Source organism: Kribbella lupini, from assembly GCF_039529595.1.
GTDB lineage: Bacteria > Actinomycetota > Actinomycetes > Propionibacteriales > Kribbellaceae > Kribbella > Kribbella lupini.
This window is the reverse complement of sequence record NZ_BAAANC010000001.1, coordinates 569389-582791: the sequence shown is the minus strand read 5'-3', so window position 1 is coordinate 582791 and position 13403 is coordinate 569389. Positions and strand designations below refer to the sequence as shown.

The window sequence follows — 13403 nt, the reverse complement described above, 5'->3', positions numbered from 1 at the left end:
ACGCGGCCCCTGCTACAGCCGCGGATCGACCGGCTCGGACTCCAGTGCCAGTACGGCGAACACGCACTCGTGGATCCGCCACAGCGGTTCGCCGCGCGCGGCGCGTTCCAGCGACTCCAGGCCGAGCGCGTACTCCCGCAGCGCGAGCGAGCGCTTGTGGCCCAGGTTCCGGTTGCGGAGACGCTCGAAGTTGGCCGGTTCGGTGTAGTCGGGGCCGTAGATGATCCGCAGGTACTCCTGCCCGCGGACCTTCACCCCCGGCTGCGCCAGCCCCTTGCCGGTCCGGACCAGGTTCGCGGCCGGCTTCACGACCATGCCCTCACCGCCCGCGCCGGTCAGCTCCTCCCACCAGGCGATCCCGTCCGCCCACGAGCTCTCGTCGACGAACAGCCTTTTGGTGGCCGTGATCAACGACGGGCCCGCGGCAACCATCCGGTCCGCGATCCCAAGATGCCAGGTGTGCGGCCGGTCGTGGTACGTCGCGCCCTCCGACGCCAGCACCTGGAACGGCGCCACGCGCACGCCGTCAAGCCCGTTGGTCGGCCAGCAGTAGCGCCGGTACGCCGCGCTGAACAGCTCCGCGTTCGCCGTACGACGCTGAGTCCGTTCGAGCAGCTCCCCGACGTCGAGGCCGGCCGCCTTCGCCGTCTCCAGCGCAGCGGTTGCCACCGGCAACGACGATCGCGCGGCCGCGCCGACTGCGGCGTACTGGTTGCGGAGCAGGTCGCCCGCCTTCGCGCTCCACGGCAGCAGCTCGGCGTCGAGCAGCAGCCAGGGCGTGTCCAGCTCGTCGAAGAGTCCGGCCTGGGTGACGACCTCGCGGAGCCCGAGCAGCAGCTCGTCGGTCAGCTCCGGCTTGAAGAACGACCGCCCGGTCCGCGTGTGCACCGCGCCGCGACCGGCCAGGCCGAACCGCTTCTCGGCCACGTCGTCGTCCCGGGTGAGCAGCACGACCGCGCGCGACCCCATGTGCTTCTCCTCGCACACGAGCTCGGTGACGCCCTGCTGCTGGTACGCCTCGAAGGCCTGCCGCGGGTGCTCCAGCAGCCCCGGCTCCGGCGAGGTCGCGACCGGGCTCATCGTCGGCGGCAGGTACAGCAGGAACCGCGGGTCGATCGCGAACCGGCTCATCACCTCCAGCGCGGCACCGGCCTGCTCGGCGCGCACGCTGAGCCGCCCGTGCGTCTCGGTCTCGATCACGCGGCGCCCAGTGACGTCGGTGATGTCGAGGACGTCGGGCTCGCGAGCCGGCGCGCTCGGGACGTGCAGCGGCTTGGCGGGTACGTAGTACTGCTCAGCAGCCTGTACGGCGACCAGCTCGCGCTCCGGGTACCGCAGGGCGGTCAGCGCGCCGCCGAAGACGACACCGGTGTCGAGGCAGATCGTGTTGTTGATCCATTCCGGCTCCGGCGTCGGGGTGTGCCCGTAGACGACCATCGCGCGGCCGCGGTAGTCCTGCGCCCACGGGTAGCGCACCGGCAGGCCGAACTCGTCGGTCTCGCCGGTCGTTTCGCCGTACAGGCAGAACGCGCGCACCCGCCCGGAGGCGCGGCCGTGCATCCGCTCGACCAGGCCCGCGTGCGAGACGACGAGCTTGCCCTCGTCGAACACGTAGTGCGAGACGAGACCGTCGATGAAGGTGTCCACCTGCGCCCGGAACTCGTCGGACTCCCCCGCCAGCTGCTCGAGCGACTCGGCCAGCCCGTGCGAGGTCTTCACGTTCTTGCCGCGCAGGGCCTTCAGCAGCTTGTCCTCGTGGTTGCCCGGCACGCAGTAAGCGTTGCCCGAAGCAACCATCCCCATGACCAGCCGCAGCACCCCAGGCGTGTCCGGCCCCCGGTCGACCAGATCGCCGACAAAGACAACTCGGCGTCCGGCGCCCGTCACCTCGCCCGCCGTGCCCTCCGGGCCGACGGCATCGTCGGCGGAGCCGACGTGCCGGGCGTCGACCGCCCTCCCCTCCTCATCCCGGGCGATGGCGTAGCCGAGCCCGACCAGCAGTTGTTCCAGCTCAGCCCGGCACCCGTGGATGTCGCCGATGATGTCGAACGGCCCGGTCTGGTCCTTCAGGTCGTTGAACAGCCGGGTCCGCTCGATCGTCACCGCCTCGACCGCCTCGACGGTCTCCAGCACGTGCACCCCGCGAAACCCCTCGCGCCGCAGGCTCCGCAGCCCGCGCCGCAGCTGCGACCGCTGCCGCCCGACGACGCGGGCCCCGAAGTCCCGGTCCGGGCGCTGCTCGTTGCGCTCCAGGCAGACCTTCTCCGGCAGGTCCAGCACGATCGCCACCGGCAGTACGTCGTACTCCCGGGCCAGCGCGACCAGCTCGCGCCGCGCCTCCGGCTGCACGTTGGTCGCGTCGATCACCGTCAGCCGCCCCGCCGCCAGCCGCTTGGCCGCGATGAAGTGCAGCACCGCGAACGCGTCCTTGGTCGCCGCCTGGTCGTTCTCGTCGTCGGACACCAGCCCGCGGCAGAAGTCGCTGGAGATCACCTCGGTCCCGAGGAAGTGCTTGCGCGCGAACGTCGACTTGCCCGAGCCGCTCGCCCCCACCAGGACGACGAGGCTGAGCGCCGGTACGCCGATCGTCGCCATCAGACGTTCTCCTTCCGGAACACCGCGAGCTGGGTCGGCGGCCCGACCTCCGGGTCGTCGGGTCCGACCGCGCGGAACGTCACGCCGTACCCGTACAGCACGCACACCTCCGCCGCCCACGCGCGGAACTCCTCCCGCGTCCACTCGAACCGGTGGTCCGGGTGCCGGAACGCGCCGGCCGCGAGCGTCTCGTACCGCACGTTGTGCTCGGAGTTCGGCGTCGTCACCACCACGGCACCCGGCCGCGCCGCCCCGAAGACGGCCTGCGCCAGCGCCGGCAGCCGCGGCGGGTCGACGTGCTCGACGACCTCCATCAACACCGCGGCGTCCAGCCCGGTCAGCCGGGCGTCGGCGTACGTCACCGACGACTGGAACAGCCGCAGCCGCTCGCGCTTGCGGTCGGACATCTCGTCGACGTGCAGCCGCCGCTCGGCCAGCGTCAGCGCCCGCGCCGACACGTCGGTCGCCACGACCTCGTCGAACTGCCCGTCCTTCAGCAGCAGCCCGACCAGCTGACCCTCACCACAGCCCAGGTCGGCAACACGGTGCGCGCCCAGCTCCTTGAGTACGCCGACCACAGCCTCCCGCCGCTGCACGGCCAGCGACACCGGCGCCGCTGCCACCTCGCCCGCCTCGCCGTCTACCGCTTCACCCTGGACCGCTTCACCCTCGACGAGCGTCCCGTCCCCGGCAAGCGGGTCCTCGGCGAGCGTGTCCTCGTCCAGCGACAGCCCGTCGGCCTCGGTCAAACGCTCGAGCGCCTGATCCGTCAGCTTCCGTCGGTGCGCCAGGTACCGCCGGCTGATCAGCTCCTTGTCCGGGTGCGTCCCCAGCCACCCGTCGCCGGCCTTCACCAGCTTGTCGATCTCGTCCGGCCCGACCCAGTAGTGCTTGGCGTCGTCGAGCACCGGCAGCAGCACGTACAGGTGGTTCAGCGCGTCCGCCAGCCGCAGTACGCCGGTCAGCCGCAGGTCGACGTACCGGGAATCGCCCCACTCCGGGATCTCCGGGTCGAGCGGCACCGGCCGCGCGTCCACCGTCCACCCGAGCGGCGCGAAGAGCCGCTCGGCCAGCGCCGCACCACCGCGGCACGGCAGCGCCGGCACGTGCAGCGACAGCTCGATCGGCCGCGCCGCCAGCTCCGGCCGCGCGTCGCACCGCCCGTTCATCGCCGTCCGGAACAGCTTGCCCAGCGCGACCGCGAGCAGGCTCGACGCGGCGTACGGGCGGTCGTTCACGTACTGCCCGAGCGTGAACCCCTCCGTCGCGCGACCCCTTCCGGAGCGGACGAGTGCGATCGGGTCGACCTCGAGCAGCACGGCCGCCGTACAGGCCTGGTCGGTCGCCTCCGGGTAGAGCACGTGGGCTGTCCCGCTGGTGACGTCGACCGACTGCGGTCGGGCCGGGTTCTTGTGCAGCAGGAAGCCGAGCTCGGCCGCGGGGGCGCCGAGACCGCTGGACGTGGTGGCGATGGTCAGGAACACGGCTCATTCGACCACGCCGACCGGCCGATCGGCGCGTCCTTTTGTCCCACGGATCCGACCACTCACCGAGACACGCGGGCAAGCTCTGGCGCGTCCGGGCGGTTTGGTCCTAGCTTGTTTTCCAGAAGATGAGTCGCTACGGACCGTCCTTCCCCGCTGACAGTCGGTACCTGTCCCCGGTTTGTGGCGAGTGCCCACCCGCGCCGATTCCCGGGGAAAGGACCATGGTTACAGCTCCTTCAGGCCGCCTGGCCACCGCGACCGCAGAGGTCCGCCGGTGAAACCCCAGACCTTCGAACTCGTTCGTTTCACCGACGTCAGCGGCGTCTCCGGCACCGGGGTGGTGGCCGAGGGCTGCGTGTTCACCGACGGCTCCGTGGCGCTGCGCTGGCACGGCGACAACCCCTCCACCGCCGTCTGGCCGGACCTCGAGTCGATCCTCGCCGTCCACGGCCACTGCGGCGCCACGGTGGTGCGCTGGCTGGACGTCTCCGAGATGGAGACCGTCCCCGGCACCGACCTGCTGCCCGGCGAGGTCGCCCACATCCTGGCCACGGGCCGGCGTACTCACCACCCGCCGCCGGTCGTGGCGACGGCCTAGTACCTCAGGCCGAGATCCCGGTCAGCGCGAAGAACTCCTGACGCGACGCCGGGTTGTCGCGCAGCGTGCCGTGCACGGCCGACGTGACCGTCGTCGAGCCGGCCGCCCGCACGCCGCGCAACGACATGCACTGGTGCTCGGCCTCGATCACCACGCCCACACCCTTCGGCGCGAGGTGGTCCTGCAGCCAGTCGGCGACCTGCTTGGTCAGCCGCTCCTGCACCTGCAGGTCACGCGCGAACAGCTCGACCACGCGGGCCAGCTTCGACAGCCCGAGGATCCGCTCGCCGGGCAGGTACCCCACGTGCGCCACGCCCTGGAACGGCAGCATGTGGTGCTCGCACAGCGACTGCACGGGGATGTCCCGCGCCAGCACCAACTCGTCGTACCCCTCGTCGTTCGGGAACGTCGTCAGGTCGAACTCGCGCGGCGTCAGCATCTCGGCGTACGCGTTCGCCACCCGGCGAGGCGTGTCCGCCAGGTGCGCGCCGTGCGGGTCGCGACCCAGCGCCACCAGGAGGTCGGCCACCGCGCGTTCCGCGGCCGGCAGGTCGATCTCGGGGCGTCCGCCCACGACGTGCAGCTTGGCCGGTACCACGGTGGTCGGCTCGGCGAGCTCGGTCCGGATCGTCGTCATGCGCCCCTCCTGATGATCGAAGGCGATCAGTTTACTGTTTTGTCAACCGAAGTTGGAGATAGAATCATCCCGTGGACCGACAGGCCAACCTCCAGGCGGTCGCCGCCCTGGACGAACCGACCCGGCGACGGCTGTACGAGTACGTCGCCGGGGCCACCGCGCCCGTGAGCCGGGACGACGCGGCCATCGCGCTCGCACTCCCGCGCAACACGGCCGCGTTCCACCTCGACAAGCTGGCCGCCGAGGGCCTGCTCGCGGTCGTCTACGAACGCCGTACCGGCCGGACCGGACCTGGCGCCGGGCGTCCCGCGAAGCTGTATCGCCGCTCGGACACCGAGATCGCGGTCTCGCTGCCAGAACGCCAGTACGCCGTCGCCGGCCATCTGTTGGCCGGCGCCATCACCGACGCCGAGACCACCGGCGACTCGCCACGCGCGGCTCTGGAAGGTCGGGCTCATGCGTACGGCAAGTCCCTCCCCGGCGACTCGATCTCGGAGGTCCTCGCCGACCAGGGCTTCGAGCCCCACCCCGACGGCGACTCCATCGCCCTGTCCAACTGCCCGTTCCAGGCCCTCGCCAAAGAACACGCCTCCCTGGTCTGCACGATGACTTTGCACCTGGTCAGAGGCGTCCTGGCGGGTCGTCCTGACACCGGCCTCCGAGCAGAGCTTCAGCCCACCCCCGCCCACTGCTGCGTCCGCCTGCTCCCCAGCTGAGGACGACCGCCCCGCCCTCCGCCTTCCTTCCCTGGATCCCCCGCTTCCTGCCCGGTGGGGCTTAGGCTCGGACAGTGGCGAAGAGCAAGCAGAGTTCTGCAGGTACTCCCGCGACGGTCGCGCTGACCAAGGCCGGGATCACCTTCAGCACGCACTCCTACGAGCACGACCCCGCGGCGAAGTCGTACGGGCTGGAGGCGGCCGAGGCGCTCGGGCTGAAGACCGCGCAGGTGTTCAAGACCCTGCTCGTCGACGTCGACGGCAAGCTCGCGGTCGGCGTCGTACCGGTCGACAAGCAGCTCGACCTGAAGGCGGTCGCCGCCGCGCTCGACGGGAAGAAGGCGACCATGGCCGACCCGGCCGCCGCCGAGCGGACCACCGGGTACGTCGTCGGCGGCATCAGCCCGATCGGCCAGAAGCGCCGGCTCCCGACCGTCGTCGACACCACCGCCACCGAGCACGACACCGTCTACGTCTCCGGCGGCCGCCGGGGCCTCGACATCGGCCTGTCCCCCGCCGACCTGATCGCCGTCACCGCCGCCCGCACCGCGCCGATCGCCCGCTGACCAGACCAGGAGCCCGCCGGCATGGAAGAACCCAACATCGAGACCAGACCGTCCCTGCGCGGCTTCCTCGAGCTGTACGCCGCCGGCTTCGTCGACCGCGAGGAAATGCTGTCCGCCGTCGCCTCCTGGCCCTTCGAGGACGAGAAAACCGACCCCGAACCCCAGGACCAGGACAACACCCTCGCCGTCGTCTCCGCCGCCCGCATCCTCGGCCAGCTCTCCCGAGAAGACATCGAAGAAATCCAACGCCGCCTCGAAGGCCCACCCAACTTCGCCTGACCCGGCGCCCACACCGACTCCCCCAGCCGAAGCTGCTCCCCCAGGCACCCAGCAGCCCCCAGTCACAGCTGCTTTCCGAGCAGCATCAGCAGCTCCCCAGCCACCTCCCCGACGCCTCACCAGCCCCCGGAAGCGCCGGTACCACCCACGCTTTCCCGGCCGCCGCAACCTCAGCCACCTGCGACCTCATCGGCCGCATTAACGCCAAGCTGTAGTTAGGAAATGATCTTCCACCTCGGCGAGTGCCGCACGAGGCAGCGCGCTCAGCTACAGCACGGCGACCATGCGGCCGACGGCGCAGCATGTGGCTGATGCCGCTCCGGCCGGTTGTTCGGCCATGAAGGCGCCCAGTTGTTGGGCGCCGGGAGCGCCCTGCCGGGACCGGGACGCAGCTCCGGCTGGCCCCGGGAAGCACCTCCGGTTGGGTCCGGGAGGCACCTCCTGTTGGACTGCGGAGAGCACCTCCTGTTGGGCTGCGGAGGCACCTCCTGTTGGGCTGGGAGGCAACTCTCGGTGGTGCGTAGGAGGCGCCTCCGCCGAGCCGCCGGTGCAGGCGAGTACTTGGAGGCACCGCACGAGGCGCCTCCGGCTAGCCCGTGACGCTGGGGTGGCCGGATTCGGTGTGGCCGGTGAGGCGGCGGCGGTAGGTGGGGTCTTCGGCGGCGGTGATCTCGACGTCGTACCAGCCCTGGTCCGTGGGCCAGGTGAGTGTGCGGACCTGCTTGCCGCGGACGTCCTGCTTGATGGTGCGGCTGCCGTAGCCCAAGGCCTTCAGCTTGAGGGACAGCGGCTTGCTGCTGTGGTTCTCGAGATGCACGCGAAGGTTGCCATGGGCAACCTCCAGGCGCACGTCGAGCCCGGCGGCGACGCCCTCGGTGGTGCCGGCGAGCTCGGTCCAGAAGCGGTTCGGGCCCTGGACGGCGATCTCGAACGGTCCGTCGACCTCGATCGGGAACGCCTTCACCGTGCGGACGTCGACGTGCTCGGGCGCGGCCAGCTCACCGGCGTACGGGTAGACCGCGAAGTGCGCGGCCGCCTCGCCGTCGTTGCTCAGCCGAAGCCTCAAAACACCGTCCACGACAGCACCCGACACCGACGGCTGGTACGGCAACGGTCGCGCCGGTCGGCGGCCGGGCTCCTGCAGCGGGAGCGCCTGGTCGACCGGCGGTGTCGGCTTCCAGCGGGCAACAGGTGCGGGGACCGCGCCCGGCTTGTCGACCGATGGTTGCCGATAGCCCCGATCGAAGTCGAACGCCGACGTCAGGTCGCCGCACGCCGTACGGCGCCAGCTGCTGATGTTCGGCTCGCGGACGCCGGTCCACGTCTCCAGGAAGCGAAGCACCGACGTGTGGTCGAAGACCTGCGAGTTCACGTGTCCGCCGATCGTCCACGGCGACACGACCGTCATCGGCACCCGCGGGCCGAGCCCGATCGGCCTGCCGTTGAACCAGTCGTCGTCGTTGCCGGACGCCGGCCGCGGCGCCACCGGCGGCGGGACGTGGTCGAAGTACCCGTCGTTCTCGTCGAAGTTGATCAGCAGCACGGTCTTCGACCAGACCTCGGGGTCCTGCGCGATCGCGTCCAGCACGTCGTACACGAGGTTCGCGCTGCCCACCGGCGTCGACGAGCCCGGGTGCTCGGAGTCGACCGCCGACGGCACCAGCCAGCTCACCTGCGGCAGTTTCCCGGCCTCGATGTCCTTGCGCAGCCGCGGCACCAGCGACTCCGGCTCGGACCGGTACATCGCCTTGCGGAACAGCGCCTGCTCCCGCTTCGGCAGCTTCTTCACCGCCGCGTCGAGCTGCTGCACCGCGGTCGCCCGCTCCTCCGGCGTCTTCGCGAAGAGCTTGTCGTAGAACTCCTCGGTCGTCCGGTACCCGCCCGGCACGTTGGCCAGAATCCGCCGGCCGATCTCCTTGAACGTCCTGAAGTACTCGACCGCGTTGTCGGTGAAGTTGTCCCACTCCTGGTAGATCTGCCAGGACACGCCGGCCTTCTCCAGCCGTTCCGGGTACGCCGTCCAGTCGTAGCCCGCGTGCGCGTAGTCGTACGCCGCGTTGGTGACCGCGCGGTTCGCCGTACCGGGCTCGTAGCCCGTCGTACCGGACCACAGGTAGTTGCGGTTCGGGTTGGTCGACCCGTTGACCGAGCAGTGGTAGGCGTCGCAGATCGTGAAGGTCTCGGCCAGCTCGTACTGCAGCGGGATGTCGCGGCGCTCGTAGTGGGTCATCGTGGCGGCGGTCTTGGCCGCGACCCAGTCGTCGCTCCAGCCGTTGCCCCAGGCCTGGGTCGCGTCGGTGAACCCGTGCGCGAGCGCGCCGAGGTACTGGATGTCGCCCGGGTCGCGCCCCTCGGCCGCGGCCGCTTCCCGCACCGAGAACGGCAGCACCTCGCCACCACCGGCGACCGGCTGGTGGAACACCGACTTGCCGTTGCGCAGCCGCAGCGGCCGGCGGTCGCCGAACCCGCGCACGCCGCGCAGCGTCCCGAAGTAGTGGTCGAACGATCGGTTCTCCTGCATCAGCACGATCACGTGCTCGACGGCCTTCAGGCCACCCTTGCGCAACGGCTGCGCCATCGCGCTGTGCAGGGACGGCGGCAGCAGCGACAGCGCCGCGCCACCGGCCGCGGATCCGAGAACGAGACGGCGGGAGATCTCAGTCATGCCTGCAGATTAGAGCCGGAAAATCCGCCGAGGTGAACAGCTCAGAACCGCTCGGTGAAGACGAACCGGCCGGTCGACGCGGGCCGGGCAGCACGCGAGAGCCCGGCCGCTGGTGTGCGGCCGGGCTCTCGTGGAAGTGCGCGCGATCAGCCGATCTTGACCGCGGTGGCCTGGCCGGAGACCGAGATCTGCCCGGCGCCGAAGGCACTGCGGTCCTCGTTGTAGCCGAAGCCGTAGATGTTCAGCGTGACCGGACCGGTGACCGTGACCGTGGCGGTGCTGGACCCGGTCAGCTCGACGAAGCCGGCCTTGGAGACCGGGCTGCCCATGATCGTCCCGGCGTCCTTGTCACCGTCGTACCGGACCACCAGGCTCGGGTACGTCTCGGTGGTCGGCGTCTCGTACCCGGTCGAGCCGGCGTCCTTGCGGTCGAACTTCGCCTGGGTGTTCACCAGGTACGTGCCGGCGCCGGGCAGCTTCAGCTCGCCGACGGCGGTCTTGTTGGTGGCGAACGAGCCACCGATCTTCTCGATCGCCTTCGGCCCGAAGGTCGCCGTACCGGCACCCTTGCCGTTGCCGAGCTGGTTCTTCAGGTTCGCGTCCAGGCCGATCTCGTGCACCGAGCCGTTGTAGACCGTGGTGAACCACTGGACCATGCCCGGGCCCAGGTTGTCGCCGTACACGCTGCCCTTGCCGAGGTGCCAGTTCGTCACCGCGCCCTTGGTGTTCGGGATCGCTCCGCCGGCGTCACGCGATGCCGCCGTCGGCTGCGGCTCCGCCGCGTTCGCCGAAGACATCAGCAGCACGCCGCCACCCCCAGCCAGCCCCAGTGCCGCGATGCCCGCTACTGCCTTCTTGGTGATCCGCACGATGTTCCCCTCCGAAAGTCTGCCGGCATCGTTGCCGTCTACACCCTCGATGCGGGACCTGAGGAAGAAGTTGCGCGGATCACCGGTCCGGCGTGTCGCGCGGCCGTACCCCGTCGTACCGGCCCCGGCGATCAGCGCGTCTGCCGCCTGGCCAGTACGGCGTCGCGCAGGCCCTCGAGCACCTGCTCGGTGGTGTCCCAGCCCAGGCAGGCGTCGGTGATGGACTGGCCGTACGTGAGCGCGTGGCCCGGCTCCAGGTTCTGGCGGCCCTCGACCAGGAACGACTCCAGCATCACGCCGACGACGGCCTTGTTGCCGGCGGCCACCTGTGCGCCGATCTCGGCGGCGACCTGCGGCTGGCGGCGGTGGTCCTTGCGGGAGTTGCCGTGGCTCGCGTCGATGACGACGCGCTCGGGCAGACCGGCGGTGCGGAGCAGCTCCTGCGCACCGGCGACGGACTCGGCGTCGTAGTTCGGCCCGGCGTCGGAACCGCGCAGGACCAGGTGGCAGTCCGGGTTGCCGCGGGTGTGCAGGATCGCCGGCGTACCGTCGTGCGCGATACCGGTGAACACGTGCGGTACGGCGGCCGCCTTGATCGCGTCGACCGCGGTCGCGATGCTGCCGTCGGGGCGGTTCTTCATGCCGATCGGCATCGACAGGCCGGACGACAGCTGCCGGTGCACCTGCGACTCGACCGTCCGGGCGCCGATGGCGCCCCAGCCGACGGTGTCCGCGATGTACTGCGGCGTGATCGGGTCGAGGAACTCGCACCCGACCGGCAGCCCCTGCGCGAGCACCTCGAGCAGCAGCTTGCGGGCGATCCGGAGCCCGGAGTTCACGTCGCCGGAACCGTCGAGGCCCGGGTCGTTGATCAGGCCCTTCCAGCCCAGCGTGGAGCGCGGCTTCTCGAAGTACACCCGCATCACCACGAGCAGACCGTCGGACAGCCGCTCGGCGACCGGGCGCAGGCGTTCGGCGTACTCGAGCGCCGCGTCGGCGTCGTGCACCGAGCACGGCCCGACGACGACCAGCAGGCGGTCGTCGGTGCCGTTCAGGACGTCGGCGACGGCGTCACGCCCGGCGACCACGGTCTTGGCGAGGTCGTCGGTCAGCGGCAGCTCGTCGTGCAGCGCCTGCGGGGTCACGAGCGGGACCGTCTTCTCGATCCGGCGATCGACGACCGGGGACGGACCTGCCTGCAGCGGCTGGGTGTTCATCACGGGGAGACCTTTCCGCCGGCGACCGAACCCGAAGCCAGCGCCGGCTGACATGAGAAAAGGCAAGGACGATTGTCCTTGCCTCGTGCCGGCTCTGGGTGTTGCGTCGGGGCGTCAGCGATCGGCTGAGTCACCCGGCACCAGGGCCGGCCACTCAAAAAACCGCCAATAGCAACGCTTCACCTGACAGAGCGTAGCACTTGGTGTTCTGCGGGCCCGAGCAGCAGCCCGTACTTCGGAGCGGCAGCCGCGGAATCCCGTGGCGCGGGCGGGCCGGCGCGTGGTTGTCTCGTCCGGTGTCCATCAGACTCGCCGTGCCTGCCGACCTCGCCCTGCTGCAAGAGCTCGAGATCGCCGGCGGTGAACTGTTCCGCCGGATCGGCATGACCGAGGTCGCCGACCACGCACCGCCACCCCTGCACGTCCTGCGCACCTACCAACGCGCCGGGCGCGCCTGGGTCGCGGCCGGCGCCGCGAATCAGCCGATCGGGTACATCCTCGTCAAGGTCCTCGACGGCGCCGCCTACATCGAACAGGTCACCGTCCATCCCGACCACCAGCGCCAGGGCCTGGGCCGCGCCCTGATCGACGCCGCCGCCCGCTGGGCGTCCACGCAGTCGCTCCCGGCGCTCACCTTGAGCACCTTCCGCGACGTCGCGTGGAACGCGCCGTACTACGCGGGCCTGGGCTTCGAGGAACTGCCGGAGGAAGCGCTCACCCCCGGCCTGCTGGCGATCCGCGCCGAGCAGACCAAGATCGGCCTCGACCCGGCCGACCGGGTCTTCATGCGCCGCGCCACTCGCTGACCGCGGCCGCGCCTGCTGCCCGTGCGGCGTCGGACTGCCGCGCCTCGCGGGCGTTCGTCGTACGGCCTGAGACGGATGGGGTCACGGGGTGAGACCCGGCTGTCCCACCAGTAACCGGGGTGGGCGGTGGGTCGTTGAGGGTCGCAACAACATGTCGAGGCAGCTAAGGGGTCGAAGTACGGTGGCGAATCCGCTCGGGGGTCTGGTTCGGCACGGCGGGTACCGGCGCGGAGCGGGCTGGTGATGCCGCGGACGTTCGAGCTCGTCCGGCACCGGGACCTCAGCGGCGTCTCGGGAACCGGCGTGGTCGCCGAGGGGTGCGTGTTCACCGACGGCTCGGTCGCGTTGCGGTGGCGAGGCAACAATCCCGCGACGGCGGTCTGGCCTGACCTCGACTCGGTCCTCGCCGTCCACGGCCACCACGGCGCCACCGAGGTCCACTGGCTGGAGGGCTGGACGGAGCCCTCCCCACCCGAGCTCCCCGGCCGCCCCCCACTCGGCGAGCGGGGCGCGCGGCCTGTGCAGGACTTCCTCACCAGCGGGTCCGGAGGCGACGAGCCTGAAGTCAGCGAACCACCACTCGACAGCACCGTCTTCAGCGAGCACACCGAGCCTGCACCGAGCGAAACCGGCCGGACTTTCCTCGACGCTGCCCACCTGCCCCTCGATGGGCCCACGATCCTGCCGAGGCTTGCAGGGCTGGACTATGCGCCTCCCCTCGACGGCGAAACCGGCTCGTGGGATGCGGCCGACCGAACTGCTCACGCAGACACGTCCGCCCTCGGCGATGGACCGGTGCTCGGCGACGGAGCTGCGCTTGGGGATGGTGCCCTCGACGACGACGATCGCGCGGCGCTCGACGAGCTGTTCGGCGTACAGCATGCGGTACTGCCGCCGAGTGGGCCGGTGGAGCCGGGCGGGCGGGTTCGGGGCTGGGCCGGCGCTCGGCATCGGCGATGAGGGCGACA

12 protein-coding genes are annotated in these 13403 nt (G+C 70.9%); 6 read left to right on the top strand and 6 right to left on the bottom strand.

Annotated features, from left to right (window positions below; genetic code table 11):
* Positions 1 to 12: 12 nt before the first annotated feature.
* Both ABD235_RS02655 and ABD235_RS02650 read right to left on the bottom strand, forming a co-directional pair.
* The gene (locus ABD235_RS02655; protein WP_344168726.1) at positions 13 to 2595 is read right to left on the bottom strand and encodes a polynucleotide kinase-phosphatase; all 2583 of its coding nucleotides are present in this window, start codon (positions 2593 to 2595) and stop codon (positions 13 to 15) included.
* Positions 2595 to 4079, bottom strand: a complete 1485-nt coding sequence (locus tag ABD235_RS02650; protein WP_344168722.1) for a 3' terminal RNA ribose 2'-O-methyltransferase Hen1 — start codon at positions 4077 to 4079, stop codon at positions 2595 to 2597. Before ABD235_RS02650 ends, ABD235_RS02655 begins: the two co-directional genes overlap by 1 nt.
* Before the next feature lie 277 nt (positions 4080 to 4356).
* Here ABD235_RS02650 and ABD235_RS02645 point away from each other — a divergent pair, with 277 nt between their 5' ends.
* A complete protein-coding gene (locus ABD235_RS02645; RefSeq protein ID WP_344168719.1) occupies positions 4357 to 4680 on the top strand; it encodes a hypothetical protein in 324 nt (107 codons plus the stop codon).
* 4 nt (positions 4681 to 4684) lie between these two features.
* Here ABD235_RS02645 and folE read toward each other — a convergent pair whose 3' ends face one another.
* On the bottom strand, positions 4685 to 5317 hold the full coding sequence (folE, locus tag ABD235_RS02640) for a GTP cyclohydrolase I FolE (protein WP_344168716.1): 633 nt from the start codon (positions 5315 to 5317) through the stop codon (positions 4685 to 4687).
* A gap of 71 nt (positions 5318 to 5388) precedes the next feature.
* Between folE and ABD235_RS02635 the strand changes: the two genes are divergently transcribed.
* From ABD235_RS02635 to ABD235_RS02625, 3 genes are all read left to right on the top strand, one after another.
* The gene (locus ABD235_RS02635; protein WP_344168713.1) at positions 5389 to 6033 is read left to right on the top strand and encodes a helix-turn-helix transcriptional regulator; all 645 of its coding nucleotides are present in this window, start codon (positions 5389 to 5391) and stop codon (positions 6031 to 6033) included.
* A gap of 74 nt (positions 6034 to 6107) precedes the next feature.
* Entirely contained in the window at positions 6108 to 6599 is a 492-nt protein-coding gene (ybaK, locus tag ABD235_RS02630) for a Cys-tRNA(Pro) deacylase (protein WP_344168710.1), read from the top strand.
* Positions 6600 to 6620: 21 nt separating this feature from the next.
* Positions 6621 to 6878 carry a hypothetical protein gene (locus ABD235_RS02625; protein WP_344168707.1) on the top strand — a complete coding sequence of 86 codons (258 nt, stop codon included), beginning with the start codon at positions 6621 to 6623 and terminating at the stop codon, positions 6876 to 6878.
* Positions 6879 to 7467: 589 nt separating this feature from the next.
* Here the strand turns inward: ABD235_RS02625 and ABD235_RS02620 are convergent.
* From ABD235_RS02620 to ABD235_RS02610, 3 genes are all read right to left on the bottom strand, one after another.
* Positions 7468 to 9543 (bottom strand): phosphocholine-specific phospholipase C, encoded by a 2076-nt coding sequence (locus ABD235_RS02620; protein WP_344168704.1) that lies wholly within the window; start codon positions 9541 to 9543, stop codon positions 7468 to 7470.
* Positions 9544 to 9689: 146 nt separating this feature from the next.
* Entirely contained in the window at positions 9690 to 10412 is a 723-nt protein-coding gene (locus tag ABD235_RS02615; RefSeq protein WP_344168701.1) for a hypothetical protein, read from the bottom strand.
* A gap of 131 nt (positions 10413 to 10543) precedes the next feature.
* Positions 10544 to 11629 carry a 3-deoxy-7-phosphoheptulonate synthase gene (locus ABD235_RS02610; RefSeq protein WP_344168698.1) on the bottom strand — a complete coding sequence of 362 codons (1086 nt, stop codon included), beginning with the start codon at positions 11627 to 11629 and terminating at the stop codon, positions 10544 to 10546.
* 296 nt (positions 11630 to 11925) lie between these two features.
* Between ABD235_RS02610 and ABD235_RS02605 the strand changes: the two genes are divergently transcribed.
* Together ABD235_RS02605 and ABD235_RS02600 are read left to right on the top strand one after the other, a co-directional pair.
* Positions 11926 to 12435 (top strand): GNAT family N-acetyltransferase, encoded by a 510-nt coding sequence (locus tag ABD235_RS02605; protein WP_344168695.1) that lies wholly within the window; start codon positions 11926 to 11928, stop codon positions 12433 to 12435.
* Between the two features lie 240 nt (positions 12436 to 12675).
* Complete coding sequence (locus tag ABD235_RS02600) at positions 12676 to 13395, top strand: hypothetical protein (RefSeq protein ID WP_344168692.1); 720 nt, start codon at positions 12676 to 12678, stop codon at positions 13393 to 13395.
* Positions 13396 to 13403: the final 8 nt, after the last annotated feature.